The sequence below is a fragment of the Alicyclobacillus contaminans DSM 17975 genome (assembly GCF_000429525.1).
GTDB classification, from domain to species: domain Bacteria; phylum Bacillota; class Bacilli; order Alicyclobacillales; family Alicyclobacillaceae; genus Alicyclobacillus_A; species Alicyclobacillus_A contaminans.
In genome coordinates this window covers 1-22,514 of record NZ_AUCA01000001.1, presented here as the reverse complement: position 1 = coordinate 22,514, position 22,514 = coordinate 1, and the positions used below count along the sequence as shown (strand labels likewise).

The window sequence follows — 22,514 nt, the reverse complement described above, 5'->3', positions numbered from 1 at the left end:
ACCCGTGCATAACCTGCATCCCCGGTGGGAGGGTGGTGTGTTCCTTTGAACCTGATGGACTGTCTGCGCGATCCCGTCGTGCTTGACGACGACACCAACCTCGATGTGTGCTGCGAACGGCTGCGAATGGAAGATCATCCAGTCGTCTTTCGACGCGTGGGAAATCAGATGATGGCTGTCAAGAGTTTTGCCCTGTTATTGGCCATGCAGGCGCCGAAGGACAAACGGTCACTGGATGACTTGTTCACCAGCCCTCCGCTGCGCGTCATCCCGTATCCGCACCTGGCCACGATGGCCTTGGACGTACTGTCCGACGAGGTAACCTTGGTTGAAACGGAACAGGGGTTGCGGTACATTTTGCGTGAGGATTTTCTGCTGAGCATCGTCTCTGACGAGTCGAACAGCGAAATCGGCTGGCTGCGAAAGTTGTTTTCATCCATTCCTCGCGGGTTGATGATTGTCGACAACGACTATGCAGTGGTGAATAGCAATCGGGAAGCCCTGCGCATGCTCCGCCTCACGGAAGAGGACTTGCGACACATCCGTATGAATCGTCTCCTCGGCACACCGCCCTTTCAGTACGTGCGATACACGCAAAACACCTTGCTCAATCAGGTCATCACGTCCCGCAACGGACACCCGGCCCTGTTGGTGGACTTTGTCCCTCTCGTCAGTCGGAATCACGTGTCAGGGATTGCCCTTGTCATACAGGATCTCCCCTCGGTCGAAGCCATGGCTCTGGAGTTGGACTCAGTGCGGCAGGTGAACCAGGACTTGGAGGGGATTTTGTCCACGATTTACGATGAGATCATCGTGGTGGATGCGGAAGGCAGACTTCTGCGCACCAGCGAGCACTACATTGCGGCTCATTGGACCACGCCGCCGCATCAACTCATAGGACAGCCCATCGCCGAACCGGTCATCTGCGGAGACTTGGTCTGCCAGGTCATTCAGGAAGCGCGCGCCAAACGCCAAAAAGTCTCGCTTATGCACAAGGAGGGCGAACACCCGATGGTCTGCTCGGGCAACCCGATTTTGACGAAATCGGGCAAACTGGAACGCATTGTGGTAGCATCCCGCGACCTCACCGAAGTCTTTCGGCTTCAGTCAGAGCTGGAGCGGACGCGGCAACAGAAGGAAGACTACCGCCGCGAACTGGAGGGACTCCGGGAGCGGATCTCGCAGCTATCCGGAACGGTTCCCATCTACGTCAGCGCGGCCATGCACGAAGTCATGCGGGAAGCGGAGCGGGTGGCTCAGTTCTCCACCACCGTTCTGCTCACAGGCGAATCCGGCGTCGGCAAGGAGATCATCGCAAACTCCATTCATTCCTTGAGCGACCGCAGAAACCAACCATTCGTCAAGATTAACTGTGCCGCCATTCCCGAGGCGCTGTTGGAAAGTGAACTGTTCGGCTACGAGCGCGGGGCATTCTCCGGGGCGAAGCAGGACGGGAAAATCGGACTGTTTGTGAAGGCCCATCAAGGTACCCTGTTCCTGGATGAGATCTCGGAACTTCCGCTCGGCATACAGAGCAAATTGCTGCGGGCGATTCAGGAGCGGGAAGTCTACCCGGTTGGCGGCACAACGCCCATCAGGTTCGATGTGCAGCTGATTGCCGCAGCCAATCGCTCACTTGCAGAGTTGGTCGAAAAGGGCGAGTTCAGGGCGGACCTCTTTTATCGCATCAACGTATTCCCCATCGAAGTCCCACCGCTGCGCGAACGTAAAGAGGATATTTCGGCCCTCGCCGCGCACTTCCTCTACCAGTTCAACCAGACCTATGGACGCAATCTGAGATTCTCGAGCACGGCGCTGGAACTGCTTGAGGCTTACGAATTCCCCGGAAATGTCCGGGAACTGCAGAACGTCATCCAGCGCGTGGCCATCAAGAACGACGGCGAGGTGATTGGCGCCGACGTGGTGGAGCGGGTGCTGCTGTCGAAGCGTACGACGGAGACACTGCTGGACGGACGTGCAGCAAACCGACGGTTTCGACAAGTCATTCCGTTGAAGCAAGCGTTTGAAGAGGTGGAGCGAGAACTCATCGCGCTCGCCATGGAACAGTACGGGACCACCACGAAAGCAGCGCGGGCACTCGGCATCAGCCAGTCGTCGGTGAGCCGAAAGTACCGGCGCAACGGAGCCAATAAGTCGTGAGCATCAACGCCATTCTCAAAGGAGATAGACGCATGCCTCCACAGCGGGTTCCGTGGAGGCATGTTGCACGTTGTTAGGTCGGAATTGCGCAGTGCCTAAGAGTCCTCACTCAGACTGTGGACCGGTCACCGAGACGTCCGCCCCATAACGTTCCCGCCGCTCACGCGGCCGAACCACAGGCAGATAGTACAATGCCCCAAGAACCAACACGACCACCGCCAGGAGCGGTACCGAGCCATTGATGTACCAAGCGGCCCCCGGGTTTCGCGGCCAGCATAAATTGAGGATCACGAAACCCCCCCACAGGACCGCAAGCACATTCACCCATACACCAAAGCGGCCAAGGTGGAATGGGGCACGCGTCCCGTCCCAGCCGCGGGATCGCGCAATCAAGGCGCCAAGAGGCACGCTCAGATACGCGAGATAGATCCCCACGACACAGATGTTTACGATGTACGTCTCAGCCGAGGCGGACAGAATGAGGGCAATGGTGAACAGGCCACTGAAAACAATCGCAGGAACGGGTGTCTCAAAACGAGTGGAAACGCGCGTCCACAGTGAGGAACCGGGTATTTTCCCGTCTCTCCCAAAGGAGTACAGCAGCCGCGACACCGTAGCCTGCACCGCAGTTCCGCAGACAAAGATGGCGAGAATGGCCATCCAGATAAACGCGTTGGCCACAAAATCGCCCAGGTTGCTTTGAAGAATGTATGTCAAAGGGACGGTGGACTTCATGGCATCGCTGAGATTGGGAATGGCGAGCACAAACGCCAACAGGGCCAATGCGCCAATGACGAACGTGATGACGAGTGCGGACAGTATCGCTTTGGGCACGGCCTGACGTGGATTTCTCACCTCTTCCGCAAGGCTGCCCGCTGAATCAAACCCGTACAGCACCCACGTGGATGTGAGCATGGCGGCGAGAAATGCGGGCAGATATCCCCCTCTGCCTGCTACCCCCGCCGTGTTGAAGACAAACGTCACATCATGATGCACGCCGACCGCAAACAATGCCCCCGCGAGGACAATCATCGCCACAATTTCAGCCACCATCCCAATGTTGTTAATGATGGCCGTCACCTTCACGCCAATCGAGTTGATGACTGTCTGCAGGATAATCACACCGGCGGTGATAACGACCAATACGGATTGTCGACTCCCGTCGAGCCCAAATTCTCCAGCGATGTACGGAGCTGCTCCAAAGTCGACGGCGGCAATCGTGGCGAGCAGCGCCACCAGGTAAATCCATCCTGAGAACCAGGCGTAGGCGTGATTCACCAAGTGTTTTCCCCACTGGTAGATGGAGCCGGCAATCGGAAAATTGGAAGCGACCTCCGCCATGGACAACGCCACCAAAAATTGTCCGACGAATACGATAGGCCAGCTCCAAATGAAGGCGGGTCCGCCGGTGGAGAGTCCATAACCAAACAGACTGAAAATTCCGGTCGTTGCAGAAATGAAGGAGAACGCAATCGCGAAATTCGACAAAAAGCTGAGATTCCTGTTTAACTCCTGCCGATAGCCAAACTGGGCCAAATCGGCTGCATCGTCGTCCAGATAGGGCGGATGCTCGGCCATTGCACAACCCCCCCTTGAATGGATGTGAGTCGGGCAGCGGCACCCGCTGCGGGCGCCGACCGCCGTATCAGCCGCGGAACCAGCCGGACGGTTTCACCGCCAAATTGACGTTGATTTGCTTGACCTCGGTGTATTCCTCGAAGCCAAACGTCCCCAGTTCGCGTCCGATACCGGATTGCTTGTAGCCGCCCCACGGAGTCTCGTTGTACGTCGGATGATAGGTGTTCATCCACGTGATGCCCGCGCGCAGTTTTTGAATAACCCGATGCGCTTTGGCGATGTCCGACGTGAACACCGCGCCGGCCAGCCCGTACACCGTATCGTTCGCCAAGCGGATGGCATCGCGCTCGTCTTCGAACTTCTGCACCGCGAGCACTGGGCCAAAAATCTCCTCCTGCACAATCCGCATGTCGGGACGCGTATTGGTGAAAATGGTGGGGGCCAAAAAGTAGCCTCCGCTGTCCACCCGCACCCGCTCTCCCCCGCAGCGCAGCGTGGCGCCTTCCTCGAGGCCAATCTGGATGTACCGCTCCACCTTCTCCAGGTGCTGTTGAGAAACCAGAGGCCCCATCTCCGTGTCCGGATGGAACCCATCCCCCACCCGAATCTTTTTCGCGCGGTCCACCAGCGCCTCCACAAACTGGTCGTGGATGGACGCCTCCAACAAGAGGCGAGATCCGGCCGAACACACCTGGCCGGCGTTGGCAAAGATCCCAAACAGCGCGTAATCCACCGCCGTTTCGAAGTCTGCGTCGGCAAACACGATGTTCGGGGACTTCCCGCCCAGTTCCAGCGAAATTTTCTTGAGGTTACCCGTGGCGGCCTGCATAATCTTACGCCCGGTGACCGTGCCACCGGTGAACGCGATTTTATCGACGTCGTGACTTTCTGCCAACGTTTGTCCGACCACCGCGCCGGCGCCCAGCACAATGTTGACCACGCCGCGGGGAAACCCGACTTCGTGAATCAAGCGACTGAGCATCAGCGCGGACAGTGGTGTGATTTCAGACGGTTTGAGAATGCAGGTGTTGCCGGCCGCCAGCGCGGGTGCGAGCTTCCACGCCGCCATCAGGAGCGGATAGTTCCACGGAATAATTTGCCCGCACACGCCCACTGGCTCCCGAACGACGAACGTCTGCGACGGGGCGGGGACGTTCACTGCCTGACCGTGCGGTTTGGTCGCCAGTCCGGCGTAGTAGCGAAAACAGTTGGCCGCATCGGCAACGTCGAACTGCGCCTCGCGCAACGGCTTGCCATTATCGAGCGTCTCCAAACGGGTCAGAAGATCCGCGTGTTCTTCGATAGCGTCCGCCAAGCGAAACAGCAGTTGCGCTCGTTCCAGCGCCGTAACCTCCGCCCAGCCATCTTCATCGAACGCGCGCCGCGCAGCCCGGATGGCCGCCCGTGCATCGTCCTCCGTGCCCTCCGCCACGCGGGCGATGACCTCTCCGGTCGCCGGATTCACCACCTCGCGAACTTCACCGGCAGATCCGTTCACCCATTCGCCGTCCACGTACATCAGGAAAACGCCCGCGTCGTCCTTCCTCAGTTCCTCCAACCATCGCTGCGGATTCACCGCCGTAGCCCCAGTCAAGCTTTCCGTCATCCGCCTCTCCTCCTTCAGCCGGCGCGGCTTGGCGGCCATTCCGCATGGGCTCGCCCCAACGCGCCGTCACAGGCCGCTTCCGCAAGATTCGTGCCAAAGTGGAAGAGATCTAGAAAGCGCGGTCTCTGGGGATGAGCGGAATGCAAGGCCGCGGCGGGCCCGCTGACCGCTATTCATCGCTGAATGGGCAGATTTCTCGATGGACCGGTGCCTCCCTCCGAACCTTCAGGTGCCTGGCGATGGAACGGCCTATGCGCAACTGCATAGGGGTATCCAGAGATGCATGAAGGCTCCTCAGCCAAGTGCCCAAATCCTCACAAGCGATGGTTGACGCTTCTCAAACGTTTATCGTTCAGGGTAATCTGGTACTGAGCCATTTCGTATCACAAGGTCATGTTCGTGCAACACGTCAACACGTATCACACAGGCTGGCAGAGGTGGATGGAGTCTTTCTAAGGCATTGCGACAAGGGATTTGGGCAACTGCCTTTAGCAGTTCAGCCGTTATATGCAAGGACGAACCAAAGGAGATGCAGGACATGACCTTAAAGGTCAAAGGTGTGACCTACGATGTTGGAATGCCTGTCATCAAGGGCGGGATCACACGCGAAACGCTGACATCGGACGTAGTCGCGCGAGAGATGAAAATCATTTCTGAGGAGTTGCATTGCACTGCCGTACGCATCACGGGGCAGGACATGGAGCGACTGAAAATGGCTGCAAATATCACCGCGCGCCAGGGACTCGATGTTTGGCTGTCACCGTCTTTGCACGATGCTGACGAACAGGAAACATTCAACCAGATTGTAGATGCGGCCCATGTGTGTGAGGAACTGCGCAAATACGATGTTCAGGTTGTTTTAGTTATCGGTTGTGAACTCAGTGTATTCATGGCAGGCTTGATACCTGGGAATAACGGACTGGAACGATTGGCGGTGCTTTCCGACCCATCGCGATGGACTGAGGAACTCTTCGCACAGGGATCGCCAGTGGAACGGTTAAACAATTTCTTGGCACGCGCGGCAACGGAAGCGAGGAAGCGGTTCTCGGGGCCACTAACGTATGCCGCCGGATTATGGGAAGATATCGACTGGCGCATCTTTGATTTTGTGGGTATTGACGCTTACCGTGATGCCAACAATTCCAATCATTTTCGAGACCTCATCCGAAAATACAAAGACTATGGGAAGCCGATTGTCGTCACCGAATTTGGATGCTGCACCTATGTCGGCGCTGAGGACCAAGGGAGTATGGGGTGGCTCGTGATTGACCGAGATTCCCAACCTTGGCGTCTGAAAAAATCACTGATACGAGATGAAGGCGTCCAAGCGCGGTACCTGACGGATATGCTCGCACTGTTCGAAGGTGAGGGCGTGGAAGGTGCCTTTGTCTTCACATTTGTTAGCCCCAGTTATCCTTCCAGTGCTGATCCGGATCGGGATTTGGACGTTGCCAGTTTTAGCATTGTGCGGTCCTGGGATGGCATCAAAACATCACGGTATCCGCTTCCATGGGAACCTAAGGAAGCGTTTCATGCCATCGCACGATATTATGGCAACCCATCATGAGATAAATCTGTGATTCAACAGGGCGATTGCACAAAGGCATCGCCCTTGTTTATTCTTCGCACCTCATGACGTTCAGTGCGTCCTCCACCGTGCTCTCCGGGCGATGGCCGCGCCGGTCGCCGTTCCGCGACGCCTCTGCGTTTCTGTGGCGCGTTCGATCCACACGCACGTTGGCCACGAGGGCGACGCTCGACAAAATGATGAGCAACCCGAGGAGAATCCGCAGAGTGACGGGTTCCTGGAGGAATAGCCTGCCCCAGATGACGCCAAACACAGGGACCAAGAACGTGACGGTCAACGTTTTCAACGCACCGACGCTGTGGATGAGCGCAAAGTAAAACAGGTAGGCGATGGCGGTACACAGCACAGCCAGTCCGAGGACGGATACCGTGACAACCGGTGACGGGGCCTCCCGAGGAAGTGCCGCCAAACTCCACGGAACCAGGATGATGCTCGCCGCCAACTGCTGACCGATGGCCATATCCATCGGACTTTCCCCCTTGAAGTACCGCGAGGAAAACACGCCCGCCACGCCGTAAGAGAGGGCGGCGAGCAGCGAGAACGACGCGGAGAGCCAGAGGTGAGGTCCATTGCCGCCGGATTGCCAGCCCACCAACACGCCCACGCCGAGAATGCCCAGCACCACCCCGGACAGCTTTTTCAGGTTGAATGGCTCGTTCGCCCACAACCAAGCAACCAGCGCGGTGAACATGGGCGTTGTGGCGTTGAGGATGGCCGCCAGCCCCGCACTCAGCCGCAATTCGGCGTACGAAATGAGCGTGAAGGGGATGGCGGCGTTGGCCGCTCCCAGCACGAGGTACTGCCACCACTTGTGCAAGATATGAATGCGGTGCCGACTTGCCAACGCCAAGCCAACCAGTGTGATTCCCGCCAGCAATACGCGCAGCTCAATGAGCATCACCGGTCCCAGTGCGGGCGCCCCAATGCGCATAAATAGGAAGGAACCGCCCCACAACGCAGCCAAGAGAAGGAGCATGATGATGTCTTTGGGTTTCATGAAGATGCCTCCCCATTAGAGATCACGCCTCGATTCCGTTGTACCAGTTCATCGGCGAATTTGCTTCTGACATCTTGCCTTCTCATTTCGGCTGTCGTTGCAAGGTGGAAGGCCAGACTCGAAACTGTTTTCGTACTTCCATGTCTAAGGAGTGGAAGGGCACGTATCCTACGAAAGCATGACGCCACCGGCCCCCGCGTGCCCGTCCCGTTCGGTTACTGCGCAACGTAGCCGCCGTCAATGACCACCGCCTGCCCGGTGACGCTCCGCGCCTTATCCGATGCCAGAAACACCGCGTAGTCCGCGATTTCTTCCGGTTGCAGCAGACGGCGCTGAGGAACCAGCGGATAGATCACTTCCTCCAGCACCTTTTCCAATGGGACGCCGCGGGTCGCCGCCAGATCCCGCAGCTGGTTGCGGACCAGCGGCGTATCCACGTAACCCGGGCAGAGGGCGTTCACTGTGATGCCGCGCGCGGCGCCCTCCAGCGCGGCCACCTTCGTCAACCCAATGACGCCGTGCTTCGCCGAATTGTACGCCGCTTTGCCCGCAAAGCCAATGAGCCCATTGATGGACGCAACGTTGATGATGCGCCCAAATCCCGCTGCTTTCATGTGTGGAAACGCATACTTGATGGCCATGAACGGCCCCACCAGCATCAGCCGCACGATTTGTTCAAACTTCTCCGTCGGGAATTCTTCGATGGCCGCCACGTGCTGGATGCCTGCGTTGTTCACCAGAATGTCAATCGATCCGTACCGTTCCCGCACAAACGCCAACAGAGCCTGGATATCCTGTTCCTTGGCGGCGTCGGCAGCGCAGTGCACCGCTTCCAGTCCCCGCTGGCGCAGGGCTTCCGCCGCCTCGGCTGCAGCCTCTGGCCGCAGGTCTGAAATCACTACGCGCGCACCCTGTTCTGCAAATTTGGTGGCAATCGCCAAACCGATGCCGCTGGCGGCGCCGGTGACCACCGCCGCCCTTCCGTGCAGTTGTTGTTCCATGCATATCACCTTCCGGTTAATCTGAGGGAGCGACGGACGTGTACAGCGTCACGTCTCCAGCAAACGCCGACACCGTCCCGAATCGACCGGACGGCGGCGGCACGATGCCCCGTTCGACCCATGCCTCCAAGTGATGGAGCGCCGCCTCGTAGGATGGGTGCACCGCCTGTTGACGCCCGCGATGGCCGCGCAGCATCCCATCCACGTGATTGCCTCGCTCAATCTCGTACAGCCGGTGCCAATGCGCAGCACCCCGGCTTTCCACCAGCCGCGCGTACGCCTGCGCGTGGTGCGGGAACGCCACCAGGCAATCCCAGTTGCCCGCCACCGATAGCAGCGGTTTGGTCAAATGTCCCGTATTGGCGATGGGTTCGATGCGCCGAGCCAGCACATCCAATCGATCCGCCCATGGGTACGCAAGCGGGCTCGGATCTTGCAGCCATCTGTTGTCCCAAGGCGCAGCGAACGGGGCCCAATCCGGATCGAGATTGCGTCCATACAGCCACAGTGACACCAACCAATACATCATGAAGTACTGCGGCCAGTACGGTTCCGTTTCCGGATGCAATCCCGCCGCCAGCAGCGCCTCCAGCGCGGCGTGGCGCTCGGACGAGGTGCTGTCGCCGCGCCAATTGGCGTACACCGGGAACTGCTGGACGTACACCGGCAGGCAGGTCAGCAGGTGCCGCCCTTCCGATTGCCAGAGCACCCCTTCCCATTCTACGCCTCCGTCAAACAGTTCTGGAAATCGCTCCAACATGATTCGGGTGATGTACCCGCCATTGCTAACGCCGGAAATGTACACCTTGTTGGCAGGTTGACCGTAGTGAGTGCGGACCGCGGACTTCGCAAACTCGGTCAACTGTCGATAGTTCTCCGGCCACTCGGTCATCTGCCGGTCCGGATCTCGCAGGACCAAGCCCGGCGTCCCCTTGTCGCAGGCGGCATATGCGTAGCCGCGCTGCAATGCGATGTCACTCAACAGGAGGTCGAGCGAGAACTCATTGCGCACCGCAGGAGTGGCGCCAATCATCAGTTTCCCGTTCCACAACGCCGCCTCCGGCAGGCGTACGACGGCACGGCTCCCGCCGACCGTTCCCGTCCACCAGCCCCCGGGGATGGGTCGTTCAATCCGGGGCCGGCGCTCCACCAGCGGCTCCGCATCGGCGTCCACGCCCCATCCGTTCGTTGTCAGATCTTCTGCCGGTTTGAAGGCAGGAACGTTGTCTTCCATGTGCGTCGCCCTCTCCATTGAAGTATCGTGCCAAGCACACCTTTGCACCAACCCGAATGTCAGGCTGCCGAGGGCCCCGTTTCCCCGGGGCAGACAAATGCCCATCACACAGGCCCCGGTGCCAAAGAACATGGCGTGTCCAAACGACACAATTCCCGTAAATCCGAGCAAGAGATCATACGACATGGCAGCGCCCTTGCGCACTACGCCCATCGCGAGACTGACGAAAAAGGCTCCAGAATGGAATCTGAAGACCTTTGAGTCGACAAAACCCCCGTTATGGGACGCGTTCTGTCGTACGGGCAGGGAGCATGGAACTTACTGAACATTTGTGGGCGAGAGTCATTTATGTTTGTGTTCACTGTTCGAACCTGGGTCTATCCATGGCGATTCCAAACCATCTCTTAAGAACTTGATAATAAAACGGAGTTCATTTACATCATATTTCTGAAAAATCTTATCAACACCGACTTCAATTCTCTGATGTAGGGTGTCATGGAGTTCGAAAAGTTCTTGCCCAAGAGGAGTCAAACGGAACAGTATTTCCTTCTTATTTTCGGGAAGAGACCCTGTCACTATCAGCCCACTCTTCATCAACCCCCGTGTGATCTTTGACACAGTGCCTTTTGGAACATCCATATGCTTTGAGATAGTTATACCATTCACGGGTTGAAACCGACCAATGGTATCTAACACATGGATCATCATTGTGGTCATGTTTTCCATGGCCTCGAGCAGCACGGCATTTTGGCAATGTTCTCTCAACCACTGTTTCTCTTCATCGGACTCCATCCTCTTTTTCCATTTCGAAAACAAAGCTCAAAGTGAACGCGGTATATTTCCCGCTGTCCAAAGTGGAGGCAGTTTGGAATGCCCCCTCCGACAGTGGGCAACGGCTCGTGTTTGTCCCGACGATTTCGGTGAGAAATGAGCAGAGACGTGTTACATAATGAGGGTTTATCGCCTGTTCTAAAATCTTGGGATCGCCGTTTTCGGCCAAATCGGACCGTGAGCGGCGATTTGATGTTCTGTAGAGTCCCTCGAAAACCCGCCAAGGAACCTGCGCGTGGAAAGCGGTTGAATTGCTAAACGTCCGAAACAACTAGCTTGGCACCATCGAAGGTAAAGTGCATCAAACTGAAATTTGTTGCTGACCACCGGGTGTATCACATGCTGTGGAAATGAATCACAGGACGAAAAAGTGATCTGAAGACTGTTGAAATGTTTCCGTAGGGAGCGTAGCATATTCACGTCTGAATATTCATCCGATTACAGGAATTCATCTGCGCAACCATCACTCATTCAATGCGCTCTGTGGCCAATTCGGCCTGGAGCTTGGTTTTCAGAATAACAGAGCATATGAAAGGATGTGATCAAAGCATGCTAGATTTCTCTCTCAGTCCGGAGCAGTTGGAACTGCAAGCGCTCGTCCGCCAGTTCACGAAGAATGAAATTCTCCCCCACATCAAAACCTGGGACGAGAACCATCACTTTGAAACGGGCGTCATCCGCAAACTGGCCGAACTTGGTCTCATGGGCGTGTGCATTCCAGAACAGTACGGCGGGGCCGGCATGGATTACAACGCGCTGGCCATTGTGTGCAGCGAGCTGGAATACGGAGACACCGCGTACCGCACCGCTGTGTCGGTTCACACGGGCCTCCACAGCATGACGCTGCTGCAGTGGGGGACAGAGGATCAAAAACAACGCTACCTCGTGCCGCAGGCCCAGGGCAGGGCGCTTGCGGCATTTGCCTTGACCGAACCGGATGCGGGATCAGACGCGGGAGCCATCCGGACCCGGGCCGTGCGGGTTGGAGATGAGTATGTGCTGAACGGATCGAAACTGTGGATCTCCATGGCGAATCACGCGGATCATCTGCTCGTGTTCGCGACGGTCAATCCGGCGTTGAAGCACCGGGGCATGACCGCATTCATCGTGGAGCGAAACTTTCCAGGTGTCACCACGCGCCCCATCACCGGAAAGCTCGGGATTCACGGCGGCGACACGGGGGAAGTGATTTTGGAAGACGTGCGCGTACCCGTGGAGAATCGCCTTGGCGAAGAGGGCGAGGGATTCAAAATTGCCATGTCGGCGCTGGACAACGGGCGCTTCACCGTGGCGGCGGGTGCCGTGGGATTGACGCGAGCGTGCCTGGATGCGTCGGTCAAATACGCGTTGACGCGGAAAACGTTTGGCAAGGAGATTGGCCGCCACCAATTGGTGCAGCAGATGATTGCCAAAATGGAAGCGGGGCTGCAGATCTCAGAGTTGTTGGTGTACCGGGCGGGATGGCTGAAAAATCGGGGCGTGCGGAACACGCGGGAGACGTCTCTGGCCAAATGGATTGCCGCCGACACAGCGTTTGAAGCGGCCAACAACGCGGTGGAGATCCACGGCGCCTATGGCTACTCCAACGAATACCCGGTGGAGCGGTTCCTGCGCAATGCGCGGGCGTTGGTCATTTACGAAGGCACGCGGGAAATCCACACCATCATGCAGGCGGAATACGCCTTGGGATTTCGACAGGATAAGCCGTTGAACCGAATGCTGCCCGCATGGAATCCGGAGGTATGAGCCATCGGCAGAGGAGCGGCGGAAACCCTGGGTATTGTTATCCACTTTGAAAACGCCGATCTGTGACCGTTCAGGGGCCCCCCCTCCTGCGGGTGGTGGCCCCTGATGGAACGGGTTAACCGAACTGCCAAACGCTCTGGCTGAGACTCCCATACCGGTAGCTCCGATGCAGCAACGCCGCCGTACGGACGTCATCCGCAGCGCCCATCGCATACAAGAGGGGAGCAAAATGCTCATTTCCATGTGGCGGAACCGCCAGGCGCGCGTGGGGAGCGAGGGCCTCATATTGGAAGAGCGATCCCAAATCCCACGCTTTCACGTGGCGCTCCAGCCACTGGTCGAACGCAAGCGCCCAGTCGTTCGGCTGGCTGGCGTTCCACGCCAACGCGCCCAGGTTGTGGACGGTACCGCCGCTGCCAATCAGGAGAACATCCTCCTGCCGCAGCGCCGCCAGCGCCTTCCCGATGTCGTACTGTTCAGCCGGGGTGAGCCGGGGATTCACGGACATCGCAACCACCGGCACATCCGCTTCCGGATACAGCAGCCGCAGCACCACCCATGCGCCATGGTCGAGGCCGCGCCCCGTATCCACCGCGGAAGGAATGCCGTGTTCCGCCAACCGCGCTTCCACCGCGCGCGCCATCTCCGCGTCCCCCTTTGCGGGGTATTGAATCTGGTACAGTTCCTCCGGAAATCCTCCGAAATCGTGGATGGTCTCATACGTATCCACCGCGCTGACGCGTTGTACGCCCGCCAGCCAATGAGCGGAAAACAGCACCACGGCCCGGGGGCGCGGCAGATTTTCTCCTAATTCACGAAGGAATTGCGTGTATTCGTTGGCCTCCACAGCCAACAGCGGTGCACCGTGCGCGATGAAGAGTGACGGCAGCATGTTCACGGCCCCTTCCCTGTGGACTCTGTGCGAAGCACCGCCCTCTGTTGGAACGGCGCGCCGCTGCGTTAACCGATGTGAATCGCGTACGCGCCGGGACCCACCAGGGCCACGCCGACGGCAATCGCCATGAGGATGAGATTATACTCAAACCCGTTCTGGGTCACCCAATAACCGTTCTTCCCGTGAACCTTTACCACGGCCACGAGCATAGTCAGTACAATCAGAATCGCCGCGACAGGCATTCCCCATCCAACTGCAAAGAGGATCCCGCCGACCAGTTCCGCGAGCCCCGCCAGCAGCGCCATGAACATCCCCGGTTTCAGGCCGATGGATTCCAGCCAGCCGCCGGTTCCCTTCAATCCGTGGCCACCGAACCAGCCGAACAACTTTTGCGTCCCGTGTCCCGCCATGGTGAGTCCAATCACCAGGCGAATGATCAACAGTCCAAGACTCACCGCAAAACACCTTCCTTTATTTTACTAGCTTACGATTGGTAAGCCTAAGTCCGCGTCCTCATCATACCTTGATACTTACTTTTAGTCAACATCTGATTTATAATTAGTTTAGAGTGAGGTGTTCGCAATGGCTGACTACCAGATGTGCCCCAAATTCGAATCCGCCTTCGAACTGCTCGGAAAGCGGTGGACGGGACTGATTATTCACGCCATGCTGTCCGGCAAGCACCGGTTTTCCGAAATCGCCGAGGTGATTCCCCATTTGAGCGACAGGATGCTCGTGGAGCGTCTGAAGGAGTTGGAAAATGCGGGGATTGTGAAGCGGACCGTGTACCCTGAAACGCCCGTCCGCATCGAGTATCATCTTACGGAGAAGGGCCGGGAACTGCAAGCCGTCATGGAAAAGGTGCAGGACTGGGCGAACAAATGGGTGGAACTGTGACCGCGTCGTCTACACCGAAGAAGTGCGGTTGACCGAGCGGCGGCAGGTTCCCGCACATGTTCGCCCGAATGTCGCCGCAGAACCGTTCAGGCAGCCGCTTCATGAGGAAATTGCAAACTCGCTCGAAGCATGCGAAATCCCTTGCATGAAGTGGACATTCGGTTCCGCTCACGGCGAGACTGCCAATGTGACCTGTCCGCCGGCCGGCACGCTGAGGATGCCGTCGTCCAGACGAATGGATGACCCTGTGGCATGCAGCAGCGAGACGGGCCATGTCCAATCGGCCTCCGACGCCGCGTGCAAGAGAACCTGCCCGTCCTCGGTTCGATGGTAGTGGAGATCCATCCGGTTGTCCCCCCTCCTCAGTCTCCGCATCGACACATCCCGCCAAGCCCCAGGCATGTTCAGGTGAATGCAGCACTGCCGCTCGTGCGCCAGCGGCTGAATACCAAACATCTGGCAGACCACCGGGTACAGGAGGCCATAGACAGGCGCAGCGTGTCTTCGCACAGTTCAAAGCGCCCGAGCGGCAGCACTCCGAGCAAGGCTTAACCGTTGTCGCAGGAAAACCACCACGGATATTCGAGCATCCCGGCACTGAGTCCGCGACCGATGGCGGAGACTTCCTGAACCAACCAATCCGTGTTGTATTTCACCCATTCCATCGCCCGGTCCAGTCGTCGCATCATTGAGGGAGCGACCCACGTTGCGAGCCAGATTCAAGAAGTTTCTTCCGCTGTCCAGAAGCTGTCCGAGCGCAGCGCAGAAGTGGTGAAATCCATCCGATTCATCGCGGAGATTGCGGAAAACAACGCCGCGGGAACGCAGAACGTCTCCGCGGCCACTGAGGAACCGCTCGCGTCCATGGAGGAAATTTCGGGGTCCGCCACGGAGTTGGCGCGGATGGCCGATGAACTGCAGCAACTGATCCAGCATTTCAAGATCTGAACCGGTACACCGGCAGAGTCGTCAGAACCGCAACGGCTCCCTGAAGGGGGCCGTTTGCGGTTCGAGGTCCGGATCGACGGAGGACTTCCAAATGAATCTTTCCACATACGACAGGCCCGACCTCTTCAGTTCGCCCATCTTCGCCCCGCCCCCTACATCCCGAGGCCCAAATGGCAATATTGTATAATCAGGAAGTCCAGTTGTTGACTCTTCTGCACCACTTCGTCGTCTGTCAACACACCGTTTTTCTCTTGCACACAAGCGACCAGTTCGTCTCTCGCCTTCTCTATAGCCTCCGTCAACAGGGTGAGATTCGTGATGGGCATGGGAGCGGTCCAGTAGTATCCTTGGCTCAGATTCACGCCGGATGCCTGAACAGCGAGCAAGTCGTCGTGGGTTTCCACACCCTCCGCAATCACCGAATTACCCGAATCCATATAATCCACCAGGTGGGACAACAGTCGTTGCTTTGCGGATGACGTGGAAATTCCCTGAATCAGCGAACGATCCACTTTGATGAAGTCCGGCTCAAGCTGAACGAGCGCAGCGAGATTGGCATTCCCCATCCCGAAGTCGTCCAAGGCAATGCGAATTCCGAGTGAGCGCAGGGGCTTGATGCATTGGGCCAATGACTTCGGATCGTACGACACATGCTCAATGACTTCGAAAACCAATTCATCCGGTTGGCGATATCCCTCTTCAAAGAGGATTTCAACCCCCCGAAGAAAAGACTTGTCGGAAAGGCTGTTGGGCATCACATTGACAAACAGAGGGGTGGAAGCGATTCCGTGGGGCAATGCACTGAAATCTTTCACCCCGGTGGAGAGCGAAAGCAAATCCGCATCCACGGCCAGGCCGCTTTCATAAGCGGCGTGAAACCAGACATCCGGTGGAATCCGTTGCCCTTCGTAGTGGGGACGGCTGAGAACCTCATGTCCGAAAACCGTGCTGTTGGCGTGATCTACAATCGGATGGTAGACGGTGTCAATGCGTCCTTGCTCAAGTATCCATTCAACACTTCTTTGAATAGAAATATCATAAATTGGGTTTATTGGAGGATTATACCCCCCCCCCCCCCCCGGAAGGGTTATTTTTCCATTCGCAAGTGTGATATGCTTCTTGCTCATTTCCCCCACCCCTCACCCGATTTTTCGACAGCGTGATATTCTTCTTGTCTACCATTCCCCTCACCCTTCGCCCCAATTTGTAGAAAAAGGCAACCCGTGCACGGATCGCCCAAAAGGTATGTCGTGGCAACCCGGCGATCATAGGTTTTACCCTTAGACCCGTGGCTTTGCGTCCCAGCGTTTCCACTGGTTTGCCCTGTTCATGTGGAAGATTACACTTGTGTTTGTCAATGGTATTCTGCACCATAAATCGACATATTTCAACGGCGCTATGAAATTTCGACCTCGAAATACGCAACATTTGCAGAAATTCATCGCATGACTGTGGTTTCTGTCGAATCCTCGAAGAGGTTCACACGCCAAGAGCCAATGGAGCCGGGAGATGGACTTGAGTCCCCGGTTGCGTCGACTGGCCGCATGAATTCGAGTGTATCGGTTTGGAAAGCTGGACGCGTCGGTGACCATCACTCTGCATTAACGGAACGTGGCCATGCGGCCCACCGTCCATTCGTGGCGGCTCAATACAACCCGGCATGTCCACACAAAAGACGCCCCCGATGCATACACATCCAGGGGCGAGCCAGGAGCTTGGTTGTATTCTGGGATCGCAACGTCTTCAGTTCCTGCAGGTTTCTCCTCGATGGACCGTCCGGGCGGCTCCTTCAGGTGCGCGAACCTGTCAAACGGCGGGAGCGGTGCGGTGTGTCGTCTTACACTTGGACCAACTGCTTCCCCAGGTTTTCTCCGGAGAACAGCCCCAGGAACGCGTTTACGGTATTGTCGAACCCGTGGACAATGGTCTCTTTAAACTTCAGCTGCCCATCCTGCACCCACTTCGCCAACTGGGAAATTCCTTCTCCAAAGCGCGCTGAATAATCGCCGACGATAAATCCCTTCATGAGCGCACGATGAATCAGCAGCTGAGACTGCACTCGTGGTCCGACATCTGCTTGCTCCAAATTATACAGGGCGATTTGACCGCAGATGGGAATGCGGGCCCCGTCGTTGAGATGGGCAAGGACGGCGTCGGAAATGGAACCTCCCACATTGTCGAAGTACACGTCAACCCCCGCCGGGCAAGCTTTCGCCACCGCCCGGTTCAGGTCTGGCGACGTTTTGTAGTTGATGACCGCGTCAAATCCGAGTTCCTGCGTCAGGTAGTTCACCTTTGCGTCAGAGCCGGCAATCCCGACCACACGCGCGCCTTTGATCTTGGCGATTTGACCCACAATCATGCCGACGGCGCCAGCGGCCCCCGAGACGACCACCGTTTCGCCCTGCGCAGGACGCCCGATATCCAACAGACCAAAATATGCGGTGAGGCCTGGCATGCCCAGCACCCCTAACGCAGTGGAAATGGGAGCGAGACTGGGATTGATCTTGCGGATTTGGTCTTCGTGAACCACCGCATGGGTTTGCCATCCGTACCCGCACAAAACAATGTCGCCGACCGCGAAGTTCGGAGACTTGGTCTCCACCACTTCCGCCACAACACCGCCGGCAATGGGTTCATTCAACGCGTACGGAGGCACGTAGGACTTCCGTTCACTCATCCGGCCGCGCATGTACGGATCGACCGAAATAAACCGCGAGCTCACCAGGACTTGCCCTGCCTCGAGAGGCGGCAGTGGCACTTCAACAAACTGAAAGTTATCCAGAGTGGGCAGACCGGTGGGCCTGCTCTTCAAACGAATCTGGCGGTTCATGAGAGTTGGCATTCGCAATGCTCCTTCCATTTGAGGGTACCGAATATATCATGGCACAATTTTGCCATGTGGTGCTGAGCGGCAGGGCAAGAAGGCCGTGAGCACGAAACGTCCTCGGAAATACGTCAGTCCACTCAAGGCCTTCATCGCGACAAACGTCGGGATCTGATCCGCAGGTACCATAGTGAAAACCACGAACGCCCCGGTGATGCGTATGCAATGTTCGCGGGCGATCATCGCATGAATTTTCACACCTGATACTTCGTTGATATGACCGTGCAAAACCAAGACTCCAACTGGGAGGAATATTGCCCAACATGGTTGACAAGAGATTTAGTCACCAGCATACCTTGACGAAATTTTAATCTACTTTGAATCCCCACTCATCGAGCGTTAATCATAGAGTATTAAGATTTGTGTCGATATTCCATAGGGAGGGAATATGGCACATGAAGAAACCCAGCGGCAAAATTACACAAAGGATTTTCGTCCGTTTCGACAATACCATCGTGTCTGTGGGACTGAATGCGGTGCTGGTATTGAACGCCAGGAACACGTAATCGGAAAACGATGGCTTCCAGTGCTTCCACTCCTCCGACGCAATGGCCATTTGCGGAAAGTACAAATCCGGCGCTTCCTCCGTGTTCATAATGCTCAGCAAACACACCACCACCAGGACGGTCCAGCTCGGGCCCACTGTTAAATTTTCTGATAGGGCACTGAGCAACACGCCAATCAGTAGGACAGCGATGATGAATGGCCATCTGTGGACTCGGCCGGTGATCACATCCTCAATCTCTGTTTCGAGGGATTCCATGAGCTTTTTCTTCAACGCCAGTTCTCCTCCATTTCTGAACCTACTGACGCAAATGATACGGCACAGTCGTGACCACCACATCCTTGTTCTGAAGCACCCAGGCCCGAATCAGCAGAGACGTCTGGTTGTGCAGGATGTAATGCCACCATCTTCTGGGCAAGAACTGGGCAATGACGAGTTGAATATGATCCGGCCTGCCGCCTTCGTAATTCTCCAACCGGCGAATGAACTTGGACAACGGATGCAGGATGGAACGATACTCGCTTTTGAGGGTCACCAACCGGCAGGGTGCTCCAAAGGCCGCCCACTTTTGTTCCATTCTCTCGATGGATTCGTCGTCAAACCCGATGTACAGCGCGATGACGTCCTGACTCGTGCTTTTTGCGAAGGAAACGGTGCTGACCACCATGCGGGTGATGTCCGAAACGAGCACCACGGACAGCACGCGGTGCGCTTTCGGACGAGCCGTGTCCAGGTCAATCCGCAGTTCCTCGGACACTTCATCGTAGTGCCGCCGGATTCTCGTCGCAAAAAGGATCATCAGGGGCAGGACCAACAGCACAATCCATGCACCGCCCGTGAATTTCGTGACCGCGAAAATGATGGCGACCAGCGCGGTAACCACCGCGCCACACGCGTTGATGAAGGCCTTGACAGACCACCATTTCCCCTTGACCCTGAACCACCGTTTGGTCAGTCCAACCTGGGCGACGGTGAAGGCGACGAAGACCCCGATGGCATACAGCGGAATCAACGCGTTGGTCTGCGCGTGAAACACTTCAATCAGCAGGGCTGCCAGCGCAGCCAGCACAATCATCCCGTTGGAATACCCCAATTTATCCCCGCGAAGCGTCAGCGCCCGCGGCAAAAAACGGTCGTGCGCGACCATGGCCGCCAACTGCGGAAAACCGGTGAAGGTGGAGTTCGCCGCCAGAATCAGGACAATGAACGTGAACAGGATGATGATTTGGTACATCGCCCCATGGCCAAAGTACAATTCCGCCAATTGGGAGAGCATCGTATTGTGCGGATTTACCGATATCCCCCGGACGTAGAGGTGATATGCAAAGCCGAGCAGGGTCACGGCGGTGATGAGACCCAACGCCGCATAGGCCTTGATGGCGCCATTTTTCCCTTCGCGAAAAATCGGAACCGCGTTCGAGATGGTTTCAATCCCCGTCAAGGACGAGCACGCCGAACTGAATGCTTTCAGCAAAAGCATCCACGTGAGCCCGCGCGGAATGGTGCCAAACGGCGGCGTCTCCGCTTGCACAAATCCGTGGTGAACTTCGTCCATGAAGCCTGCGGCTATCAACAACAGCATGCATCCCATGAAGAGAAACGTTGGATACGCAAATATCTGTGCGGATTCCGAAACGCCGCGCAGGTTGACCAGCAGAATGATGAACACACACAGCACGGAAATCATCGTTTCGTGTCCCGCGAGGAATCGGTAGGACGACGCCATGGTCTGTATGGCGGAAGAAACCGACACGGCGACCGTCAGCACGTAGTCCACGAGCAGTGCGCTGGCGGCCACGAGGGACAGCCACGGTTTCTTGAAATTGTCCTTGGCGATGGCATAGGCCCCGCCGCCGTTGGGATACGCGGTGACCCCCATGATGTAGGACGTGATCAGGATGCACAGCAATATGACGGTGGCGCCGGTGATGGGGACAATGAACCATTTCGCGGGTTCGCCCAACGGTGCCAGTTCCGTGATGCCGGCTTCCGGACCGTACGCCACAGACGAGTACAGATCCGCCGCCAGAATTGGTAAGGCGAGCAGCCAAATCAACTGGGTATGGGGCTGAAAGAGTTCGCGAGAGCGCATGGGTCTCCCCACGAGCACACGTTTCACGCTGCCAAAATTGAATAGAGCAATTGTGAGGGCCATGATGAGGATGCACACCAAAACAGGATGAAACCAAGAAATTTCCCTGTGCATATTGAAAGCTCCCCCTCCGGTCATTCTGTCGTAGCATTTTTCCTTCGACTGGGTTTTATGTGTCGAGTCCCAGACACCCCTTCATCATGGCCCCCTGTCGCGGAAACTCCTCCATGCGCCACCCTTTCGCAGCACGCGGCACGTGCAGATGCCCCCCGAATAGAATGTGTTGGAATGCCCTTTCCGAATGAGGTGCATGCAATGAACGGTTTCTTCTGTGAATGGCGCGAGCCGGCGCGTCAGATCCCCCCATTCCAGCACGGTCCGGAACGGTTGACAGAGCGTCCGCCCAGCACCCAACACATCGACTGGCACGCGCTCTACCCGAATGACGTGATATTGAGTGGCCCTACGGATCGTAAAACGGTCGCTTTGACCTTCGACGATGGCCCCGACGCAGTATGGACGCCTCAGATTCTCTCCGTGTTGGACCGATACCGGATCAAAGCGGAATTTAACTGTGTCGGTCAACGGATTCAGCAGTACCCATATATGCTTGAAGAGATGTTTCGGCGTGGCCACAACATTGAAAATCACAGCTGGAGCCACCCGAACTTTACAAAAATCTCGCTTACGGAAGCTAGACAACAGATTGAACGCACCAACGCTTTCATCGAACGAATCCTCGGCGTCAGACCCTACTTTTTCCGCCCGCCCTACGGGGCGTTGAACCAAGACGTGATTCGCGAAATCATCTCGCTCAGAATGAAGATTTTGTTGTGGGACGTGGACAGCCTGGATTGGGCCGGACTCACCCGCAAGCAGGTGGAGGCGAACGTCCTGTCCCAGGCACGCCCCGGATCCATCATCCTGCTGCACTTCGCGGGAGGGCGGGACGAGAGCCTGGAAGACACCGTCCAAGCGCTGCCAAACATCATTCGAACCCTTCGGCGAGAAGGATACTCCTTTGCCACCGTTGCCGAGTTGCTGGAACTCCCTGCGTACCAACCACGTGGCACCTGAGTCAACGCGCAATCTCTTTCCAACAGCGCGGAACACCAGACCTACAGCGATAACACAAACAGCAACAGAGACAACACCACCAGGATGATGATGACCGCCCAGCCGATGACATTCATCCACCGTTTGTTCTTATAACTCTCTCTATGATCTTTCGTTTTCTCCCGTATTCTAGCTCAATCGCAGTATTTCTCGTTTGACCTGACAGACAGATTTGACCGAGGATGAGGACAGAGTCCATCTTTCTGACACAAGGGTATGTGGAAACAAGGGCTGAGCCCCTTTTTCTAAAATATGGTCGCACATTGGATGTCCACATGCACCTTTGTGGCTTACCCTCTCATGTCTCACCGGGTCTCGTTGGAGCCCGCTACATTCCATCGTCCTGCCTGTCAAAGGGTGGATGCCGTTGTCTGCTGCCCGCCAGGGTCGTTTGCCCCATAGTTATGTGTCGGACCGGCTTCTCCGTGCTTCG

At 56.9% G+C, this 22,514-nt stretch carries 21 protein-coding genes and 1 riboswitch; of the genes, 6 read left to right on the top strand and 15 right to left on the bottom strand.

Annotated elements, in window-relative coordinates:
* The first annotated feature begins 54 nt into the window (after window positions 1–54).
* Entirely contained in the window at window positions 55–2,160 is a 2,106-nt protein-coding gene (locus G463_RS17710) for a sigma 54-interacting transcriptional regulator (protein ID WP_245575648.1), read from the top strand.
* A gap of 105 nt (window positions 2,161–2,265) precedes the next feature.
* Here the strand turns inward: G463_RS17710 and G463_RS17705 are convergent, their stop codons facing one another.
* Both G463_RS17705 and G463_RS0100095 read right to left on the bottom strand, forming a co-directional pair.
* Window positions 2,266–3,738, bottom strand: coding sequence for an APC family permease (locus tag G463_RS17705; RefSeq protein ID WP_051321705.1), 1,473 nt, complete (start codon window positions 3,736–3,738; stop codon window positions 2,266–2,268).
* Window positions 3,739–3,805: 67 nt separating this feature from the next.
* Complete coding sequence (locus tag G463_RS0100095) at window positions 3,806–5,257, bottom strand: aldehyde dehydrogenase family protein (protein ID WP_035484891.1); 1,452 nt, start codon at window positions 5,255–5,257, stop codon at window positions 3,806–3,808.
* A 625-nt stretch (window positions 5,258–5,882) separates the two neighbouring features.
* Between G463_RS0100095 and G463_RS0100090 the strand changes: the two genes are divergently transcribed.
* The gene (locus G463_RS0100090) at window positions 5,883–6,911 is read left to right on the top strand and encodes a glycoside hydrolase family 113 protein (RefSeq protein ID WP_035484802.1); all 1,029 of its coding nucleotides are present in this window, start codon (window positions 5,883–5,885) and stop codon (window positions 6,909–6,911) included.
* Window positions 6,912–6,960: 49 nt separating this feature from the next.
* Here G463_RS0100090 and G463_RS17700 read toward each other — a convergent pair whose 3' ends face one another.
* The 4 genes from G463_RS17700 to G463_RS17690 form a co-directional block, all read right to left on the bottom strand.
* On the bottom strand, window positions 6,961–7,929 hold the full coding sequence (locus G463_RS17700) for a DMT family transporter (protein ID WP_084171076.1): 969 nt from the start codon (window positions 7,927–7,929) through the stop codon (window positions 6,961–6,963).
* A 215-nt stretch (window positions 7,930–8,144) separates the two neighbouring features.
* Entirely contained in the window at window positions 8,145–8,930 is a 786-nt protein-coding gene (locus G463_RS0100080; RefSeq protein WP_026973589.1) for a 3-hydroxybutyrate dehydrogenase, read from the bottom strand.
* 16 nt (window positions 8,931–8,946) lie between these two features.
* Window positions 8,947–10,164 (bottom strand): tannase/feruloyl esterase family alpha/beta hydrolase, encoded by a 1,218-nt coding sequence (locus G463_RS17695; RefSeq protein WP_211227370.1) that lies wholly within the window; start codon window positions 10,162–10,164, stop codon window positions 8,947–8,949.
* A gap of 342 nt (window positions 10,165–10,506) precedes the next feature.
* Window positions 10,507–10,956, bottom strand: a complete 450-nt coding sequence (locus G463_RS17690; RefSeq protein ID WP_051321703.1) for a MarR family transcriptional regulator — start codon at window positions 10,954–10,956, stop codon at window positions 10,507–10,509.
* A gap of 588 nt (window positions 10,957–11,544) precedes the next feature.
* Between G463_RS17690 and G463_RS0100065 the strand changes: the two genes are divergently transcribed.
* Window positions 11,545–12,741 carry an acyl-CoA dehydrogenase family protein gene (locus G463_RS0100065; RefSeq protein WP_026973588.1) on the top strand — a complete coding sequence of 399 codons (1,197 nt, stop codon included), beginning with the start codon at window positions 11,545–11,547 and terminating at the stop codon, window positions 12,739–12,741.
* Window positions 12,742–12,856: 115 nt separating this feature from the next.
* Here the strand turns inward: G463_RS0100065 and G463_RS0100060 are convergent, their stop codons facing one another.
* Window positions 12,857–13,633, bottom strand: coding sequence for a dioxygenase family protein (locus tag G463_RS0100060; protein ID WP_026973587.1), 777 nt, complete (start codon window positions 13,631–13,633; stop codon window positions 12,857–12,859).
* A 68-nt stretch (window positions 13,634–13,701) separates the two neighbouring features.
* Entirely contained in the window at window positions 13,702–14,091 is a 390-nt protein-coding gene (locus tag G463_RS0100055; protein WP_026973586.1) for a DoxX family protein, read from the bottom strand.
* Window positions 14,092–14,218: 127 nt separating this feature from the next.
* Here G463_RS0100055 and G463_RS0100050 point away from each other — a divergent pair, with 127 nt between their 5' ends.
* Window positions 14,219–14,533, top strand: a complete 315-nt coding sequence (locus G463_RS0100050) for a winged helix-turn-helix transcriptional regulator (protein ID WP_026973585.1) — start codon at window positions 14,219–14,221, stop codon at window positions 14,531–14,533.
* A 168-nt stretch (window positions 14,534–14,701) separates the two neighbouring features.
* On the opposite strand, the gene G463_RS22655 is transcribed toward G463_RS0100050, so the two are convergent.
* Window positions 14,702–14,989 carry a hypothetical protein gene (locus tag G463_RS22655; RefSeq protein WP_156900028.1) on the bottom strand — a complete coding sequence of 96 codons (288 nt, stop codon included), beginning with the start codon at window positions 14,987–14,989 and terminating at the stop codon, window positions 14,702–14,704.
* Between the two features lie 92 nt (window positions 14,990–15,081).
* Complete coding sequence (locus G463_RS22650) at window positions 15,082–15,222, bottom strand: hypothetical protein (protein WP_156900027.1); 141 nt, start codon at window positions 15,220–15,222, stop codon at window positions 15,082–15,084.
* Between the two features lie 82 nt (window positions 15,223–15,304).
* Here G463_RS22650 and G463_RS22645 point away from each other — a divergent pair, with 82 nt between their 5' ends.
* Complete coding sequence (locus G463_RS22645; RefSeq protein ID WP_156900026.1) at window positions 15,305–15,481, top strand: hypothetical protein; 177 nt, start codon at window positions 15,305–15,307, stop codon at window positions 15,479–15,481.
* 152 nt (window positions 15,482–15,633) lie between these two features.
* Here the strand turns inward: G463_RS22645 and G463_RS0100030 are convergent, their stop codons facing one another.
* The 5 genes from G463_RS0100030 to G463_RS0100010 all read right to left on the bottom strand — a co-directional run bounded on the left by G463_RS0100030 (window position 15,634) and on the right by G463_RS0100010 (window position 21,079).
* Window positions 15,634–16,608: an EAL domain-containing protein gene (locus G463_RS0100030; protein ID WP_026973583.1), complete on the bottom strand. Its 975-nt coding sequence runs from the start codon at window positions 16,606–16,608 to the stop codon at window positions 15,634–15,636.
* A gap of 122 nt (window positions 16,609–16,730) precedes the next feature.
* Window positions 16,731–16,814: riboswitch (cyclic di-GMP riboswitch) on the bottom strand.
* 504 nt (window positions 16,815–17,318) lie between these two features.
* Window positions 17,319–18,326, bottom strand: coding sequence for an NADP-dependent oxidoreductase (locus tag G463_RS0100025; protein WP_245575634.1), 1,008 nt, complete (start codon window positions 18,324–18,326; stop codon window positions 17,319–17,321).
* Between the two features lie 36 nt (window positions 18,327–18,362).
* Window positions 18,363–18,596 carry a hypothetical protein gene (locus G463_RS22640; protein WP_026973581.1) on the bottom strand — a complete coding sequence of 78 codons (234 nt, stop codon included), beginning with the start codon at window positions 18,594–18,596 and terminating at the stop codon, window positions 18,363–18,365.
* 115 nt (window positions 18,597–18,711) lie between these two features.
* On the bottom strand, window positions 18,712–19,146 hold the full coding sequence (locus tag G463_RS0100015) for a hypothetical protein (RefSeq protein WP_026973580.1): 435 nt from the start codon (window positions 19,144–19,146) through the stop codon (window positions 18,712–18,714).
* 25 nt (window positions 19,147–19,171) lie between these two features.
* Window positions 19,172–21,079, bottom strand: a complete 1,908-nt coding sequence (locus G463_RS0100010) for an APC family permease (RefSeq protein ID WP_051321702.1) — start codon at window positions 21,077–21,079, stop codon at window positions 19,172–19,174.
* A gap of 201 nt (window positions 21,080–21,280) precedes the next feature.
* Here G463_RS0100010 and G463_RS0100005 point away from each other — a divergent pair, with 201 nt between their 5' ends.
* Window positions 21,281–22,042 (top strand): polysaccharide deacetylase family protein, encoded by a 762-nt coding sequence (locus G463_RS0100005; RefSeq protein WP_169725389.1) that lies wholly within the window; start codon window positions 21,281–21,283, stop codon window positions 22,040–22,042.
* The last annotated feature ends 472 nt before the right edge of the window (window positions 22,043–22,514 follow it).

Bases quoted from the DNA above. Each gene is read 5' to 3' on its own strand.
- G463_RS17710 (WP_245575648.1), top strand. From the start codon at position 55: ATGGACTGTCTGCGCGATCCCGTCGTGCTTGACGACGACACCAACCTC.
- G463_RS17705 (WP_051321705.1), bottom strand. From the start codon at position 3,738: ATGGCCGAGCATCCGCCCTATCTGGACGACGATGCAGCCGATTTGGCC.
- G463_RS0100095 (WP_035484891.1), bottom strand. From the start codon at position 5,257: ATGTACGTGGACGGCGAATGGGTGAACGGATCTGCCGGTGAAGTTCGC.
- G463_RS0100090 (WP_035484802.1), top strand. From the start codon at position 5,883: ATGACCTTAAAGGTCAAAGGTGTGACCTACGATGTTGGAATGCCTGTC.
- G463_RS17700 (WP_084171076.1), bottom strand. From the start codon at position 7,929: ATGAAACCCAAAGACATCATCATGCTCCTTCTCTTGGCTGCGTTGTGG.
- G463_RS0100080 (WP_026973589.1), bottom strand. From the start codon at position 8,930: ATGGAACAACAACTGCACGGAAGGGCGGCGGTGGTCACCGGCGCCGCC.
- G463_RS17695 (WP_211227370.1), bottom strand. From the start codon at position 10,164: ATGGAAGACAACGTTCCTGCCTTCAAACCGGCAGAAGATCTGACAACG.
- G463_RS17690 (WP_051321703.1), bottom strand. From the start codon at position 10,956: ATGGAGTCCGATGAAGAGAAACAGTGGTTGAGAGAACATTGCCAAAAT.
- G463_RS0100065 (WP_026973588.1), top strand. From the start codon at position 11,545: ATGCTAGATTTCTCTCTCAGTCCGGAGCAGTTGGAACTGCAAGCGCTC.
- G463_RS0100060 (WP_026973587.1), bottom strand. From the start codon at position 13,633: ATGCTGCCGTCACTCTTCATCGCGCACGGTGCACCGCTGTTGGCTGTG.
- G463_RS0100050 (WP_026973585.1), top strand. From the start codon at position 14,219: ATGGCTGACTACCAGATGTGCCCCAAATTCGAATCCGCCTTCGAACTG.
- G463_RS22655 (WP_156900028.1), bottom strand. From the start codon at position 14,989: ATGTTTGGTATTCAGCCGCTGGCGCACGAGCGGCAGTGCTGCATTCAC.
- G463_RS22650 (WP_156900027.1), bottom strand. From the start codon at position 15,222: ATGATGCGACGACTGGACCGGGCGATGGAATGGGTGAAATACAACACG.
- G463_RS0100030 (WP_026973583.1), bottom strand. From the start codon at position 16,608: ATGAGCAAGAAGCATATCACACTTGCGAATGGAAAAATAACCCTTCCG.
- G463_RS0100025 (WP_245575634.1), bottom strand. From the start codon at position 18,326: ATGCCAACTCTCATGAACCGCCAGATTCGTTTGAAGAGCAGGCCCACC.
- G463_RS0100010 (WP_051321702.1), bottom strand. From the start codon at position 21,079: ATGCACAGGGAAATTTCTTGGTTTCATCCTGTTTTGGTGTGCATCCTC.
- G463_RS0100005 (WP_169725389.1), top strand. From the start codon at position 21,281: ATGAACGGTTTCTTCTGTGAATGGCGCGAGCCGGCGCGTCAGATCCCC.